This is a genomic window from Chryseosolibacter indicum, from assembly GCF_018598585.1.
GTDB lineage: Bacteria > Bacteroidota > Bacteroidia > Cytophagales > Cyclobacteriaceae > Chryseosolibacter > Chryseosolibacter indicus.
In genome coordinates this window covers 11732-28394 of record NZ_JAHESD010000069.1, presented here as the reverse complement: position 1 = coordinate 28394, position 16663 = coordinate 11732, and the positions used below count along the sequence as shown (strand labels likewise).

The following is a 16663-nucleotide window of genomic DNA, read 5'->3' as shown; positions in this document are numbered from 1 at the left end:
AAGATACTAGTCATAGATAACTGAGACGCGCAGCCCATAACAATGCATATAAATCATGCCGGCAGATTTTGATGTTTGATTATTAATTTCGTCTGCCGGCACGCTTTATATGCTAGCGTTAACAAGTTCACAATTATACCCGTTTCTAATGCATCAGGTATATACTCTTAGCCCTTAAACTTTATTGTGTTCTTCACCAACAAACGTACATAGCATCTAACCGTATCAACAATCAGATAAAAGTACTTTCATGAGGTCGGCTCCGATATCCAAATTCACCTTGCTTGTTTGGTATGAACAGTGAAGAGCAACACAGCAATCCCCTAGCTCCTGCCACCACCGAGTAGCAGATCGCCAGCCTGCCCGAATACCTGAACTGACTTTCCACTAGGCAAACCTGAGCTTTTCAATAAAATAGCAAGGGAGAAACGTAATCCTGCAAACCCGGCACTTATCAAATTAAGCAGAGCCTGTCAATTTCAATAGCGAAATGGCCAGTGACTGGTTTTGGCTACGCATTGCCTTGCTTTGGCTACGCAGCGCCGCGGTGGTGCAACGAACTTTGTCATAGTTAAATCAAGAAAATATGTCAAACTAAAGCGCCACCAAAAATGAACATCGCGGCCAGTAGCATCGATGTTCTCAGTCACAAAAGCAGGTTTCTGGATCACTGCTTTTTGCATGCGCTCATTGCATTTTTTTCGCAGCATCATGCAACGTTAGCATCCGGCCAAAACAACAAACACATTACAAAATGAAAACACAAACTCCCATTTTTTCTTTCAGTCCTATTGTACTATCTGTACCCGGACGTCACGTTAATCTTGAAATGAAAGTTTCCGCTCCATCAACTGGCAACAACCTACCCGTGATTCTTCTTTCTCACGGCCACGGCAATTCGAATTTCCTCTCTTCTTACAGAGGATATGGACCCATGGTAGATTTCTTTGCATCGAACGGCTTTGTAGTTATTCAACCAACGCATCAAAATTCAAAGGCGTTAAAACTTTCACCCTCTTTGCCAGAAGCACCGTTGTTCTGGAGCTCAAGAGCAAATGATATGAAATTCATTCTGGATAATATAGACAAAATCATTTCCGCAGTACCAGGCTTAAGCGGCCGTGTCGACAAGGGCAAAGTTTCTGCAATAGGTCATTCATTAGGTGGTTACACAATGGGCATGCTAGCAGGTATGGAAGTCACTGACCCTGCTACCGGAAAGAAAGTCAACTTTGCCGAACCAAGGCTGAAGGCAAGGGTGCTTATCGGAGCACCTGGTGGTCCGGAAGGATTAAACGCTTCTGCAGGACAACGTTTTCCTGTATTAGCAGGAACAGACTACACCACAATGGATTTGCCTGCGCTCATAGTAAACGGAGACAAAGACAAAAATCCGATGTTTTCCGATTTGGATAATTGGCGTGAAGATGCCTACCACCTAAGTCCTGGTCCCAAAGATTTGTTCACAGTATTCGGAGCCGAACACATCTTTGGAGGGATTTCAGGTTATGATGCGCTCGAAACATCCGATGAGAATCCCGAACGCGTTGATTTCGTTTGCCAAACAATCTTATCGTATCTTCGCAGTGCACTCGACCCAAAAGACAACAGTTGGGAGGAGACAAAGAAAGCTCTTAATAATGTAGCCGGTGCTAAGGGTCGTATCGACAGCAAGTAATCCCCAGTAGTATGAAAAATGAAACATCGAACAATCGATTTGAATCATTATCAAAGGTGCATAAGGTGCTGGGTATGCCAGCACCTAACCACCCTCTCGTAACCCTGGTAAACAACGCGGAAGGCAATGTTCCCTTAGAAAGACTGCCGAGTCCTCACGTTTTAAACTTTTACAAGATTTCATACAAAATGAATTTTCATGGAAAGTTTAAATACGGGCAACAGTTCTATGATTTTGATGAAGGAGGTATGTTCTTCGTTGCGCCAAATCAAATCACCGGGCACGCTGGTCACATTGCTGACCACTCAGGTTATACGTTACTTTTTCACGCAGACTTTCTGCTCGGCTATCCGCTCGCACGGAAAATAAAAGAATATGGTTTCTTTTCGTATTCAGTAAACGAAGCCCTGCATTTATCTACAGAAGAAAAGGAAACAATTGTTTCGGTTTTCAAAATTATAGAGCAGGAATTAAAAGCAAGAATAGACCACTTCAGCCAGGATGTTGTGATATCACAAATTGAATTGCTTTTAAATTATGCGAACCGTTTCTACAACCGCCAGTTTATCACGCGCAAGGCAGTTAGCAACGACCTGCTACAAAGGGTAGAAGAGTTACTTGATGCTTATTTCAAATCTGAGGAAACGCATGGACTTCCAACCGTTCAACATCTCTCAGATCATTTGAACGTGAGCCCAGATTATCTGAGTGACATGCTCAGATCGCTCACGGGCCAAAATGCGCAGCAGCATATCCATAATAAACTTATTGAAAAAGCGAAGGAAAGACTGTCAACAACTAAATTGTCAGTGAGCGAAATTGCTTACGAACTGGGCTTCGAACATCCGCAATCATTCAGCAAATTCTTCAAACTCAAAACGAACTCGTCGCCAGTAGATTTTCGACGATCTTTCAACTAGCGGTGAAAAGGTTGCCGTTGCTAATTATTTGAAATCCGGATTTAACCTCGGAGTGTGACTACTACAATAATTCATACGGGCTGTAATCACGACTAGCTTAACTCCACCCATCGATGCTAAGCAACTCAACCGCGTTCAATTTACCTTTCAACAGAACCTTACCAAGATCCTGTGTTTGCATCTTATGATGGGGGCCAAGTTTGTCGAGTAACGTTTTTGAAGCGATGAAACGCTTCTCTTTTTCATTGCAAATACTCTGTATTCTTGCCGTTGTATTTAGCGTGTCGCCATGATGAGCAATGTCTCTTTTAACATCGCCAATTTCCACGGTTGTAACAACACCCGTATGGATTCCGGCTTTGAATTCAGGAAGAAGACCGTATACTGTCATGTAGTATGCTGATCGATTCTGAAATGCCTCTTGACAAGCAAAATAAAATTGAACACAAAAGTGATCTTTTAGTCCATCACTCTCAGGCCAGGTCACAACGATTTCGTCTCCGACATATTGATAAATTTGTGCGCGAAAACGATGGAGCACACTATTGATGTCTAAAAAGCAGTCTCTGATAAATGAGCTGTATTTTAAATGCCCTAACCTCTCGGCTGTAGAAGTCGAAGACTTCAAATCCATAAACATAAATATGCGATGTTCTTCTTTTGGATTTCGGTAGTTACCAAGAAGCAACGGCAGAAGAATGCCAGGACCATATTTCTTATTCACTTGATTGATGAAGCTGATCAGCAGTGTCATAAGGAAATAGTAAATGACGAAGAGCCGGAAAAGTAAGCCCCATGATTCATCACTCAGCACTTTATAATCTTCGGGTATAGCAGGTGACATAACCAAGGCAAATAATACATGTTTTAAGAGAAAGAAGATAAGTATAAGAACCCCCAGGGAGGTGATTGCTTTTAGGACGATAACTTTTCCAAGCGCAAGGTTCCTGAAGTATTTCTGATCTAAAAAATAGTGCATTGGGCCGAGGATCAGGCCATATGCAACGCCCATAAACAATGCAATTAGCAGAAGCGGTGTTAAGGGTCCGGAGACAGATACTTGAAACGTCTGACCAATGAAACGTGATGTGGTATGCATTATATACATAACCAATACATTGGCGACGATCCAAAAATTTATTTGGATCCCTACATAGGATATAAGCGGAAACTTCGACGCAAATCGGTTAACTAGTTTCGTGTAATCAAATTTTTCCCTCATCTGTTTAACACCTTCTGATTGCAGTTTGATTAGGATAGACAGTTGCGGAAATATAGGAAAATCCTTAACCGCTTTTTGTGTCAATGAATGTATTCTCTTAGAATACTTGAAAATTGAACTTCCACCAAACAACCTTCGACTTTTAGCCTTTGTTAATGTTCTTCACCAACAACCTGCAATACTAAGCCATTTATTGTTAAATAAAATAATATCACGCGCGCTCACTTCACTTATTTATTAACAACAAGGAGCAAGAGAATTAGAAAAATAATTAATAAATTAATGTACTGACACACCTTATGTGCCGTCATGCGCAGGCCTATGGGTACTTATCTTCCAACAGTAAATAATTGAAGACAATCAATCTATTAACGATATTATATCGTCTATTGAAGAAGACCCTACTGAAGAAAGTACGGCCTGGCAAGACGAAATGAATTAGAACTGCGTACCTTATGGCTGTATTTAGGTGAATTGTAGTTTAGTTTTCAAAAATGCTGGCAGAAGAATATTAATTTAATCTCAACATGAGGTGGTGGACTTATAGGCGATATAGACTTTGGGTTATCAATACGGACAAAGAAACGTTCTTATACAAATGGGACAATTGGAAGTTATTAATGCCTTCGATTGAAAAACTTCTAACGCTAACAAAGGAAAAGGCATTCATAAAGACATCCCAAAGTTTCAAGTTTGAAAATAAATGGTTGGCATTCGGAAGGATGCCATGGAGTGAAGAGAGTAATATAAAATGGACAACTAAGTATCGGACTAGTGAAAATGAATCAAGACTACAGTTCTACGATACGGAAATTTGGGCACCTGATTGGAATGAGGTGGATAGAAGCAATGTACCTCCAGACATTTATATTAAGTTATATAATCTCGGATTTAAATCAATACAGGAAGGACTTATAATTGCAATACCTAGGCGAATTGCAGTAAGACAAAAAGAGTTAATCGAATCAGAACTTACACAACTAACCAAATTAATTCCAAATTCCACACAAGCAATGATTACACGACTTTGGTACCCTTGGTGGAGATTTAATAATCAAATACAAGATATGAATCCTCAAGAATTGGAAATGATTATTAACGAAGGCGATAAGTTTAGCCACAAATAAGCTCTTAACCAAAACCTTTGGTATTCTTCAGGGCACTCGAGCAATACTAAGTCACTGTAAAAACCAAAGGCATACGTTAACGAAAGTGAACACGAACAAGAGCAATACAACACTCTAGCCTTTGTTGGTGTTCTTCACCAAGAAACGTACAATACTAATCTACCTGTAAAAACTAAAGGCATGTGTTAATGGAACCATGCATCCAATCAGCCTGAATCCCAACCTAACCTTGCTTGTTGGTTAACACCAACAAGAGTAATACAACCCTTTGGTTTAATTCATCATCCGGTAATCATTCGGCGTAACGCCTGTCTTTTGTTTGAATAAACGAGTGAAATGCTGCGGGTATTTAAAGCCCAATTCGTAAGCGATTTCACTCACAGATTTATTCATGTCAAATACCCTCTCTTTCGCCAGATCTATCACTTTTGATTGTATGTATTCCTGAGCAGACCTGCCCGTTTCTTTCTTCACCAGGTCACCAAAATAGTTGGGTGACAGATGTAGGGCTTCGGCGCAATACGCTACGGAAGGCAAGCCTTCGTTCTGCGGTTTATCAGATGAAAAATAATCTTTCAATAAATGTTCAAACCGTTCCAGAATTCCTTTGTTTGCATTGTCGCGCGTAATGAACTGGCGGTCATAAAAACGGATGCAGTAATTAAGCAGCAACTCGATGTTAGATGCGATGAGCCGTTTGCTGTGCTTGTCTAAATTTTGATCGAGTTCGTGCTCAATTTTCGAGAAGCAATCAATCACAATACTCTTCTCTTTGTCCGACACGTGAAGTGCCTCATTTACATCATACGAAAAGAAAGAATAATCGTGGATGTGTTTGCCCAACGGAGTGCCGTTTATCAGGTCGGGATGAAAGAGTAATACCCAACCTTTCGGAGCAAATATTTCAAAACCGGGTTGAACGCCTATCACCTGTCCAGGCGCTACAAATATCAGACTCCCTTCCTGGTAGTCATAATGACTTCTTCCATAGCGCAGGTGGCCGTAGTTCAACTCTTTAAGCCCCACAGCATACAAACCAAAGTTGAACGACCTGGCGGGCATTGGTAGCGCTTTCGAAAGATCAATCACGGCAACCAAAGGGTGTTTGGTAGTCAAGCCCCGCATGGTGTTATATTGCGCAATACTGTCAATTTTTACAATCTCTTCCATACCCTATTCATTTATCATTACAAAATTAAAAATTAGAGTAAGCCTTTTTAATACAGTCCTGTCAATCAGTAATAGTGGTAAGAAAACCCGTAATCTGTATACAAAACCGCTTGCGTTTCCTTCACAATTTTGGGCAACAAAAAACATACAAAATGAAAATACGACAATTAGGGACTTCGGGATTAGAAGTGTCCGAACTTGGGTTCGGCTGCATGGGATTAAGCCATGGGTATGGTCCGGCAACAAACGAAAAAGATGCCATTGCAATCATTCAAAAAGCATATGAATCAGGCATTACTTTCTTTGATACAGCAGAAGTGTATGGACAAGGCGCCAATGAACAATTGCTAGGAAAAGCACTGCACGGTGTACGAGATAAAGTAATCATCGCCACCAAATTTGGATTTAAAAACGGCAGGAATACAGATGGTTTGAATAGTCGGCCAGAGCGCATCAGGCAGGTGGCGGAAAACTCGCTCCGATATCTGCAAACCGATTATATCGACTTATTTTATCAACACCGCGTTGACCCGGATGTACCTATTGAAGACGTTGCGGGAACCGTAAAAGATCTGATTGCCGAAGGCAAAGTAAGACACTTCGGTATGAGTGAGGCAGGCGTGCAAAGTATACGCAGAGCGCATGCCGTACAACCCGTGGCAGCCCTGCAAAGTGAATACTCTATGTTTTGGCGCGAACCCGAAAAGGAAATCATTCCATTGCTTGAAGAATTGGGCATTGGCTTCGTTCCGTTTAGTCCGTTAGGCAAAGGATTTTTAACGGGGAAGATGAATGCGGAGACTGAATTTGACAAGACCGATTGGAGAAATGTAATGCCGCGTTTTAGCAAAGAAAACCGCGAAGCAAATCAAAGTATTGTTGACCTTGTAATAAAGATTGCGGGAGAACATAACGCAACGCCAGCACAGATTGCGTTGGCGTGGCTGCTGGCGCAAAAGCCATGGATTGTACCGATTCCGGGAACCACAAAAATGGCGCGTCTAGAAGAGAACATAGGTGGTGCATACATCACCTTAAGCAATAATGATTTAGTCAACATCAATAAAGCTTTGGACAGCATCAACCTTCACGGAGAACGATATCCGGCGAGCCTGGCAGGCCTGCAAGGCAGGTAAGCATACAGACAATTACAAAGCAATGAACATAACATTAAATAACGGCATAAAAATGCCGCTGCTTGGTTTTGGCACTTACTTGCTTGGGAATGGTTCAGCTTGCGAGCAGTCTGTGGTTAATGCTTTAAGCATTGGTTACAGACTGATCGACACAGCTGCGGCGTACCATAATGAGCAATCGGTAGGCAGAGCGATTAAAAAAAGTAACGTGAAACGAGATGACATCTTTGTGACCACCAAGTTTTTGCCCGATGATCTCGGGTATGAAAAAACAAAGCGCGCCTTTGAAGCATCGCTAAAAAATTTAGGTCTTGAGTATATTGATCTGTACTTGATTCATCTCCCGCAGGGTGATGTAAATTCTGCCTGGGCAGCCATGGAAGAATTGTATAAAGAAGGTAAAGTAAGGGCCATCGGTGTAAGTAATTTCAACATGAATCAGATTCAGAATTTACTAACGCAGCATAGTGTGATACCTGCAGTCAATCAAGTAGAGACACATCCATTTTCTCAAAAAACAGAAATACAGAAAGCGCTGAAAGCTCGAGGCATCCAGTTGGAGTCATGGGCCCCCTTTGCTCAGGGAAAAAACAATCTTTTTAATAATGAAATTTTAAAAGCGCTTTCAGGCAAATATAACAAGAGCATCGCCCAGGTGGTTCTGCGATGGTAATCCAAAGAGAAGTTGTGGCCATTCCAAAATCATCGAATACCGAAAGGATAGTTGAAAATTTCAATGTATTTGATTTTGCGTTGTCTTCCGATGACATGACAACTATCAAATCCTTGGATCAAGGTAGAGGACTAATTTATCATGTTTAAAAACTTTGAAAACAGTAGGTAACAGTTAGCGCCTAGACGTTGTTGGTGAAGACGCCAAGAGCAAGGTGCTTTCACGCCGTTTATAAACAACAACCATATCTTTACATATTTTACTGTCACGTCAAGAATGTAATCATTTATTTTAGACGACGATGGACAACAACAAACTTGCAACTAAACCTCACTACCCAATATTGGATGGACTGCGTGGGGTTGCTGCGTTGATCGTAGTATGTTTTCACCTCTGTGAACCACTCGCAACAAGTCATCTTACTCAACTTGTTAATCACGGTTACCTGGCTGTTGATTTCTTTTTTTTGCTCTCGGGCTTTGTTATCGGCTACGCTTATAATGACAGGTGGAATAAGCTTACTATTGGTGGGTTTCTCCGGCGTCGCTTCGAACGCCTTCAGCCTCTCGTGGTACTTGGCATGACCTTCGGTGCCATTGGTTTCTATTTTACTGATTCCTCTATATGGCCTTTGATTCATACCATACCCCTATGGAAATTGCTCCTGGTTACGCTTATTGGATATACGCTCCTACCTATTCCATTATCAATGGATATCAGAGGCTGGCAGGAAATGCATCCGCTTAACAGCGTTGGATGGTCTTTATTCTTCGAGTACATCGCAAATATTTTATATGCAGTTGGACTTCGAAAATTATCAATTAAAGGGCTATTTATTTTTGTTTTTATCGCGGCTGTAGTCCTTTTCCATTTTGTGCTTACCAACTCCAGAGGAGATGTCGCCGGTGGTTGGACCCTCAACTGGGAGCATATGCGGATTGGACTAACAAGAACTATTTATCCATTTTTTGCTGGCCTGCTTTTATCTCGGGTAGCCAAACCTGTTTCTATTAGAAACGCTTTTCTTTGGTGCAGCCTTCTTATTGTCGCCGTGCTTCTTATGCCACGCATAGGAGGCGCAAATCATTTATGGATGAATGGTTTGTATGAGGCAATATGCATCGTATTTATTTTCCCTTGCATAGTTTATCTTGGTGCAAGCGGTGTGATACAAAAGCAGGCGGAAAGTAAAGTTTGCAAATTCTTAGGTGACCTGTCCTATCCGCTTTATATGGTCCATTACCCACTTGTTTATTTTTATGTGGCATGGGTAAGTGATCATAAAGGAATAACGCTTGTACAAGCATGGCCATATGCTTTGCTTACTCTTATTGGCTCAATAATATTAGCTTATATAAGCCTAAAATGGTATGACGAACCTGTGCGCGCCTGGTTGCGGAAAAAGCTAAAATGACCACAGCCAGTTTATTGCTCTTGCTCAGCTTTTTGCAGAATACGTGTTTCATTCGGTTTGTCGCAATCCCAACTCACACTCTTGCTGGTGAAGAAACTCTAACACGAGCAAACGATGAAAAGAATTTTTAACAGAACAAGAATAAATTATTGATATGAGGCTTCTCCTTGTACTGATTATTCCAACTATAACGATACTGACCCCATTGATTATTCTGATTTCAATCGGAAGAAGGAAAAACAAAATTGATCGGGTTAACTTTGTTGTTGCCATTCTTGGATGTTTTTTACTCGGGCTAGTCGTTCCCATTGTAGCAACTTTCCTTTCTGCTCAAGGGCTAGTTTACAGTTTCGAAGCGGATAGCCCAAAATGTGTGACGGGTGCTGCTGTGTTCATCTTCTTTGGTTACCTGGTAAACCTTATTGGTGTACCACTTGCCGGGATAGCACTATTTCCTCCAAAACACAGGAACAGCAGTGAAGTAAGCTGACACACGACTTAATAATAATTTATACGCAAAGAGTTTGACAATTAATAATTGATATGCCGCATTACTTCTAGCCTTGGTTGGGTGTTCTTCACCAATAACAAACGTGCAACACTAAAGGGGTAAACATTAACGAGAATGTATCCAGGCGGTAGCCCTGATATCACACCTCTATTTTGCTGATACTTAACTTCACCTCATCCTTCCTTTGGCTTCCCAAACGTTGTTTGTCTTATCAATATCAACATCATAATCGCCACCCAAAGTTATTTTTGTGACGGGTATCTTAGTACGGATCTTCATGGTATAGACATCGTTCTTATTCGACCAGCATGATATATGTTTGGTAACAAATTTATCTGACCCATCTTCAAAATAGAGTCGTAAATGTATCGGTACGATTCCATTACCCAGCTTGCGTATTTCTATTGCATATTCATCCTTCTTTCTGTTCACTGAACCAATGCTTAAATCCGGAGAGATTTTATTAAGAAACCAATCTTCCCAAAACCAATTTAGATTATCTCCTGTGGCTGTATTTATACAATTAAATAAATCGTAAGGAGATGGGTGTTTACCTTTCCAATGCATGATGAAGAATCGTAATGCTTCAGAAAATTTCTTTTCGCCGAGCATTTCCTTTACATAATAGAATCCCAACGCGGGCTTCAAATCTTTATTCACATACCGCGACTTTGCATGAAGCTGGGGTGTAAGTGTTATGATTGGATAGTCATAATCCGTACCGGATACTTCGTTTACTACACTGATATCATACACTAAAGGAACTTCAGGTGCGATGAGGGGATGCAATGTGAATTCAGCGAGCGTCGCTAACCCTTCATCCATAAAAGAATACTTTGTTTCATTTGTACCCACATAAAAAGGAAACAGCGTATGAAATATTTCATGTGCTGTAAGCTCAACTACCTCCTGCGCTGTATTCCAGGGAAGGTTGTTCACCATCATTGGGTATTCCATGGCATCAAGGCCATCAAAAATACTGATGTGAGTGTACGGAAACGGAACTGCAGGAAACGTATAACTCATCGCCTTTACTGTTCGCACGGCATAGTTGATAACAGGATTATACTGTTTATGATCTGGGTTATAGATGGCATCGACTCTAACCCTTCTATTACTCATTGAATCAACTACAACGCTGGCTGATTTCCATACGTAATGATTGCTTACACAAAAAGCTACATCAGGAACATCCGCTGCCTGAAAGCGCCACGTGTTAAATCCATTTTGTTTGCAAATAGAACCATGCGTCAAATCTGCTTTTGTAATGACATCAACAACACTATCACTTCTTTCCGCTGCTGCTATGCGCTGGGCGTAATGCTCATCAAAAACTTCGTTGGTATTGGATAGGCTTCCTGTGCACCAAACCTGATAGTTATCTGGCACTGTAATGTTCACATCGAAATTACCATAGTCGTTGTAGAACTCTTCATAACCTAAGTAGGGATATTCGTTCCAGCCGTCGATGTCGTCATACACTGTTATACGCGGGAAGAAGTAAGCGATTACAAATGCACCTGTATCAACCTGACCTGTTCGTATAAAAGAACTTTGATTAAGCGTATAAGAATATTTCATTTTCACCTGAAGCCTCCCTCCCGGTGGAACAACTACTTCCTTTATAGTCATATTCGTTCCCCTAACCGATAGCCGGCTTGGCTCAACCACAAGGTTATCTAATAGCATTGAATCTATAATGAGGCCATCTCCAAGATCCTGAAGTCTAATGGGTTTACTTCTTACTGACTCCGTTTTATATAAATTAGGATAGAGTTTAAAAACAATTTTAGTAAGGGTATCCGGACTATTGTTTTGATATTGGATTAAAACGCTTCCTGATATCACTCTTGTTTCCGGAGAAAAATGAACATCAATAATATAATCAGCACGGTTCTGCCAATAGTTATGTCCAGGCAAACCACTTGTATCTCTCACCTGATGCCGATAACTATTCTTGAAATTAGCGGAAACAGGCAATGATTTTTGGCTGTACCCTTCCATGAAAATAAAAAACAGAAAAGCAGTTGTGATGAGAATATAACGCAAAAACGTATACACCTTATGTTTTATTTAGTCTCTTAAGGACGCAACGCAAGCTAAAAAAGTTTGACATTTGTCGGGAAAAGGATTAAGAATATTGGACATATAAGACAGTAATGGAATAATAATGGTATTGCTTCATGCTGGCTTGCTTTTCACAAACCTTTAATAAAGATTTTAGGTCTTTCAGTATAAAATGAACTGGTATCCTGTAGTAATTGTAAAAAAAAGACGACTTCAATTACAATCCTGCCGGAACGCTAAAACATCGCTGTCTGCTAAAGTCAAACTACGGGTCCCGGGCTAAAAAGAAAGCGGAAAGTTCAGGAAATGAAGAAGCTTATTCATAAGTTTGAAACAATACTAACTGTGTCGGATTGCACTTGAAGATCAACCAGGTATAGAACGTTAGTTAAATTCTAAACTTAAAAACTCACATGCTTCTATTAAGAAGACCACTACAAACAATTGTATTATTTGCCAGTCTTTCCCTAAACGCACAAAGTAAACAGGCCAAGATTGATAGTTTACTAAACGCATATGTATCCATTCATAAATTCAATGGATCGGCGTTAATAATCCAGGATGGAAAAAAAGTATTTGAGAAAAGTTTAGGCTATCAAAATGCAGCAGTTAAAAGCCTGATTACTAAGAATAGCATATTTCCAATTGGTTCATTAACTAAGCCCTTTACTGCTTTATTAATTTTAAAACTTGCTGAAGAACGTAAACTATCAATAGATGATCCAATTATCAAGTATATCCCTGACTACCCAAGGGGCAATGAAATAAAAATAAAACATCTGCTTACACATACCGCCGGCCTTTATGAGTCATTCCGTAATCCGAAATATTTAGAACAACTAAATACTACCCGTGCATTTCCTCCTGAAGAAAAGATGGCCTTTTTTATCAATAAACCACTTGATTTCGAGCCAGGCAGTAAATTCAGCTATTCGAACTCTGGTTATGATCTACTGGGTATCATTATTGAGAAAGTAACAGGGATCTCCTATCCAATGGCATTAAGCAGATATATTTTTCATCCACTGAAAATGTATCAGAGTGGCTTTAACTTCCAGGAACTCAAAGATAAGAACAAAGTGACTGGTTACTCCTTTATATCACCTACGAAGCAGGTAGAAATTAAATTTTGGAATCCTACTCTTACCTATGCGTCTGGTGCTTTGTATAGTACAACAGGTGACCTCCTTAAGTTTTATACGGGCCTAACTGAGTTTAAAATCATTTCTAAAGACATGTTTCAGCAAGCTACTACTCCCTTTTTAGGCGATTACGGCTATGGTTGGTTTATTGATTCCATTCATGGAGATAAGATTATCAGTCACGGGGGAAACGTGGCGGGAGCGACGAGTTATTTTCTAATGGCAGCTGAGCATCAAGTCTGTATTATACTTTTGAATAATATTACCTCAAACACATTAGAAAAAATAGGAAACACGATGTATGCTGCATGGCAAAACATGCCGTACGATGTTCCTCAACCAAAAAAGGAAGTTCATCTCGACGAAACCACACTCCTGAAATATGTTGGCACATATGAGGTCTCCGAGAATTACAAAGTAGAAATTTCAAAAGAAGCTGGAGCATTATTTATGAAAGTTAACCGAGACAATAAAATAAAGTTATTAGCAGAACGAGATGGTATTTTCTTTATTAATGATGAGGATACAGTTCTTGAATTCGTTTCTCGAGACAATAAAGTTATTCAATTAAAAATCACACAAGGATTAGCAACCAAAGTAGCAGACAAAATCGGGGAATAAAGATTAATACAGATGGAAATAAATTTCATTCCTTGGAATGTTAATCCTGAGATCGCCAACATCATGGGGATCTCATTAAGATATTACGGGATCTTATTTGCCGGAGGGATATTCCTATCCATTTTCGTTTTAAAATCGATTTTTAAAAATGAAAATATTCCGTTGGACAAATTAGACACTCTGATCATCTACGGAGTACTAGGAATTTTTGTTGGCGCAAGATTAGGTCATTGTCTGTTCTATGAACCCTCTTACTATCTGTCACACCCGTGGGAAATTATTTTACCAATCAGTTTTGTTCCTGATGGCGGGATTAAATTTATTGGATACCAGGGATTAGCCAGTCATGGCGGTGCATTAGGATTGATAATTGCCTTGTTTTTCTATTCGCGAGCAACCACGCAATCAATGATTAATACTGTTGATCTAATTGCTGTTGTTGCCGCATTAAGCGGGGCATTTATCAGGATTGCAAACTTGATGAATTCTGAAATAATTGGAAGCCCTACAACTAAACCCTGGGGATTTATTTTCGAAAGGGTGGATAATGTTCCGAGACATCCGGCTCAACTATATGAAGCAATTTGCTATTTCCTGATTTTTGCAGTTATGATCCGGCTTTATAAAACTAAACGAGCAAAACTTAGAAACGGATTCCTATTTGGGTTATTACTGGTTTTAATATTCACAGCACGATTTATCATTGAGTTTTTTAAAGAAAATCAGGTGGGATTTGAAGACAGTATGACATTAAATATGGGCCAACTACTAAGCCTACCATACATACTTATTGGACTAGCCTTTATGGTCTATGGGCTAATAAAAACGAAAAGAGATAAACAGAGAGATGAGTTATTAATAACACAAGATTAATAACCGACATCAAAGGATAAACCAAAAGTAGTCTCGATGAAAACGAAATTCGAAGCAGGAATTAATATTGCAATCAAGATACCGAAAAGTAAATACGATCAAACGGTTACATTTTACCGTGACATTCTAAAACTTGATGCTCAGGAGAAACCTTAACAGTGCCGGATGTAGAAGAAGCAACGAACTATTTAAAATCCAACGGAGTTAAAACGTGCGACGAACTTGAAGAGTTACCTGAAAATATGCATTGGATTATGGACCCGGCAGGTACAGTGTTCAACTTGCAACAAGGCAGAAAGTAGAGAATAAAGAGAATGGCAGCAAATTGCTGCTCATTTAGACAATGAAGGAAATAGAAAACAATAAGGATAAAAAGGGACTACTTGAGAAGGATTTGATCGTTTTCTTCTTGGGACCGTTTTTGTTCTTCATATTCGTGAGCTTTAATGGATATCAGATTTTCTACCACAATAATAAGAATTCAGAGAAAAAATTTGTAATTCTTCTATCAACTGGCGCAGCGTTTTACTTTGTGTTAATTATTGCTCTGTTCGCTTTAAACAACTGACATAGTCGATGTACTTGTTCCTTCACTAATCCTTCGTGTGACCCGCATCGAGCCTTTTGATTTATTCAATATTTGCAATCGCCCCAATACCTACATGCCCATGCTATCCACGTGCTCCAGTTGGGGCCAGTACTGTGCCCCCCTGCGTGTTGCCGATAGGCAATTTCACCATTTGTTAATGCTGTACCTAAGGCCGGGAACTCAGTCGTGTCTAAGTCTTTCTTCCCTAAAAGACGATAAACAGCACCTGCATGCACGCCACCAAGAAACATCCCTTTGGCATCTACCCACTGCCCTTCAACGCGAGGTGAGCCTGAACTAATAAACACTGGCCTAGGAGCACATAGTGCCACCAGCTCATGGGCATCAACAGGCAAATTATCTGGCGTCAGCTTACTCGCATATTTAATAAAGTTTCCCGCAAACCAATGATACTCGGCAGATGAACATAGGTTTTCAACTTGCTCTCCAAAAACTCTGCGCATAATTTTTACGCCACCAGCACCTGATGATCCGATAAACCCCAATGAGAGCCGCGGCTCAAAGGCCATAGCTACAATCGCAGCTTTGCCATAACGCGAAAGTCCCTCAATGGCGAGACGTTTGCTATCTACGTCTTTGTCTGTTTCGAGGTAATCAATTGTGCGGCTTGCTCCCCACGCCCATGCTCTTAATGCCCCCCAATCATGCGGTTTACGGTGTTTACCTTTGTTCACCAGGCCAATAATACCTTGTGTTAACCCTGCGCCATGATCAGCCTGTACGCTATGCGGCACCATGATCGCGTAACCCCAGCCTCTCATGATCAATTGCTCTTTCCACGATGGCTCCGTTGAAGAACCAAGACCTATGGGTTGAATAGGCGCCCTGTTAAAGGGATTTTGTATCCATCCAAATTCTATTACAACAGGTACAGCACCTTCTATTTTCGCCGGCGTTGCCAACAACAATTCTATTTCTACTTTTATCGCAGGATAAGCAGTGTTATCAACTATGCCTTTTAATCGTTTTTCTTTAATAGGCAAATCGCCTACAACGGTATCAGTGGCCGAAATTGTTACCCACTTTACAGACGGAAGTTGACTGGGAAGTCTGCCATAAATTTCATTTTCAAATTCGTCTATGATCTCCTGTCTTCGTCGATTCCAATCTGAAGAACCTTTCACCCTTCTGCCGTCTTTAAAAATTAACGGATTAGGTAAGTTGTATTTATTGACCTTGTCCTCAAATCTGTTAGCAGCGTTAGGAGCAGAAGGATTCCCAGATGGGCCCGGACGTAAAGCGCTGCGTTTTAACCCGAGCTGTCCAAGCATGTTCTCATAATCGGTTTGGGTGATGGCATTGATTGAATCCATTACTGCTTGTGATGGCTGTGCAAAGGCCGTGATGGATAGCAGAGAAGAAAAAAACAGGTACGCTATTTTCATCTGTCGATTGTTTATGGTCAGTTTAAAGATACATTTATTTATACACCTATCTAACCCGGTAAAACACCTAAACTTTTATCGTGGTGATTGAGGCAGAGTTAAAGAGGATAAAAA

At 40.4% G+C, this 16663-nt stretch carries 15 protein-coding genes; 11 read left to right on the top strand and 4 right to left on the bottom strand.

Annotation, left to right across the window (positions count from 1 at the left end; genetic code table 11):
* Positions 1-754 precede the first annotated feature (754 nt).
* A complete protein-coding gene (locus tag KK060_RS21145) occupies positions 755-1678 on the top strand; it encodes an alpha/beta hydrolase family protein (RefSeq protein WP_254156054.1) in 924 nt (307 codons plus the stop codon).
* 11 nt (positions 1679-1689) lie between these two features.
* Complete coding sequence (locus KK060_RS21140) at positions 1690-2598, top strand: helix-turn-helix domain-containing protein (RefSeq protein WP_254156052.1); 909 nt, start codon at positions 1690-1692, stop codon at positions 2596-2598.
* A gap of 97 nt (positions 2599-2695) precedes the next feature.
* On the opposite strand, the gene KK060_RS21135 is transcribed toward KK060_RS21140, so the two are convergent.
* A complete protein-coding gene (locus KK060_RS21135) occupies positions 2696-3820 on the bottom strand; it encodes an adenylate/guanylate cyclase domain-containing protein (RefSeq protein ID WP_254156050.1) in 1125 nt (374 codons plus the stop codon).
* A gap of 527 nt (positions 3821-4347) precedes the next feature.
* On the opposite strand from KK060_RS21135, the gene KK060_RS21130 reads away from it, so the two are divergent.
* Positions 4348-4947, top strand: a complete 600-nt coding sequence (locus KK060_RS21130; protein ID WP_254156048.1) for a hypothetical protein — start codon at positions 4348-4350, stop codon at positions 4945-4947.
* A 273-nt stretch (positions 4948-5220) separates the two neighbouring features.
* Here the strand turns inward: KK060_RS21130 and KK060_RS21125 are convergent, their stop codons facing one another.
* Positions 5221-6117 carry a helix-turn-helix domain-containing protein gene (locus KK060_RS21125; protein ID WP_254156046.1) on the bottom strand — a complete coding sequence of 299 codons (897 nt, stop codon included), beginning with the start codon at positions 6115-6117 and terminating at the stop codon, positions 5221-5223.
* Positions 6118-6269: 152 nt separating this feature from the next.
* Here KK060_RS21125 and KK060_RS21120 point away from each other — a divergent pair, with 152 nt between their 5' ends.
* The 5 genes from KK060_RS21120 (at position 6270) to KK060_RS21105 (ending at position 9830) form a co-directional block, all read left to right on the top strand.
* Positions 6270-7253, top strand: a complete 984-nt coding sequence (locus tag KK060_RS21120) for an aldo/keto reductase (protein WP_254156044.1) — start codon at positions 6270-6272, stop codon at positions 7251-7253.
* A gap of 22 nt (positions 7254-7275) precedes the next feature.
* Positions 7276-7926 (top strand): aldo/keto reductase, encoded by a 651-nt coding sequence (locus KK060_RS21115; RefSeq protein ID WP_254156042.1) that lies wholly within the window; start codon positions 7276-7278, stop codon positions 7924-7926.
* Positions 7920-8075 (top strand): aldo/keto reductase, encoded by a 156-nt coding sequence (locus KK060_RS25285; RefSeq protein WP_367397529.1) that lies wholly within the window; start codon positions 7920-7922, stop codon positions 8073-8075. Before KK060_RS21115 ends, KK060_RS25285 begins: the two co-directional genes overlap by 7 nt.
* A gap of 152 nt (positions 8076-8227) precedes the next feature.
* A complete protein-coding gene (locus KK060_RS21110; protein ID WP_254156040.1) occupies positions 8228-9340 on the top strand; it encodes an acyltransferase family protein in 1113 nt (370 codons plus the stop codon).
* A gap of 154 nt (positions 9341-9494) precedes the next feature.
* Entirely contained in the window at positions 9495-9830 is a 336-nt protein-coding gene (locus KK060_RS21105) for a hypothetical protein (protein WP_254156038.1), read from the top strand.
* A 189-nt stretch (positions 9831-10019) separates the two neighbouring features.
* Here KK060_RS21105 and KK060_RS21100 read toward each other — a convergent pair whose 3' ends face one another.
* Positions 10020-11855 carry a M1 family metallopeptidase gene (locus tag KK060_RS21100; protein ID WP_254156036.1) on the bottom strand — a complete coding sequence of 612 codons (1836 nt, stop codon included), beginning with the start codon at positions 11853-11855 and terminating at the stop codon, positions 10020-10022.
* A 476-nt stretch (positions 11856-12331) separates the two neighbouring features.
* Here KK060_RS21100 and KK060_RS21095 point away from each other — a divergent pair, with 476 nt between their 5' ends.
* The 3 genes from KK060_RS21095 to KK060_RS21085 all read left to right on the top strand — a co-directional run bounded on the left by KK060_RS21095 (position 12332) and on the right by KK060_RS21085 (position 15122).
* Complete coding sequence (locus KK060_RS21095) at positions 12332-13681, top strand: serine hydrolase (protein ID WP_254156034.1); 1350 nt, start codon at positions 12332-12334, stop codon at positions 13679-13681.
* Between the two features lie 12 nt (positions 13682-13693).
* Positions 13694-14554 carry a prolipoprotein diacylglyceryl transferase gene (gene lgt, locus KK060_RS21090; RefSeq protein ID WP_254156032.1) on the top strand — a complete coding sequence of 287 codons (861 nt, stop codon included), beginning with the start codon at positions 13694-13696 and terminating at the stop codon, positions 14552-14554.
* Between the two features lie 343 nt (positions 14555-14897).
* A complete protein-coding gene (locus KK060_RS21085) occupies positions 14898-15122 on the top strand; it encodes a hypothetical protein (RefSeq protein WP_254156023.1) in 225 nt (74 codons plus the stop codon).
* Between the two features lie 65 nt (positions 15123-15187).
* On the opposite strand, the gene KK060_RS21080 is transcribed toward KK060_RS21085, so the two are convergent.
* Positions 15188-16549 (bottom strand): glucuronyl esterase domain-containing protein, encoded by a 1362-nt coding sequence (locus KK060_RS21080; protein WP_254156021.1) that lies wholly within the window; start codon positions 16547-16549, stop codon positions 15188-15190.
* Positions 16550-16663: the final 114 nt, after the last annotated feature.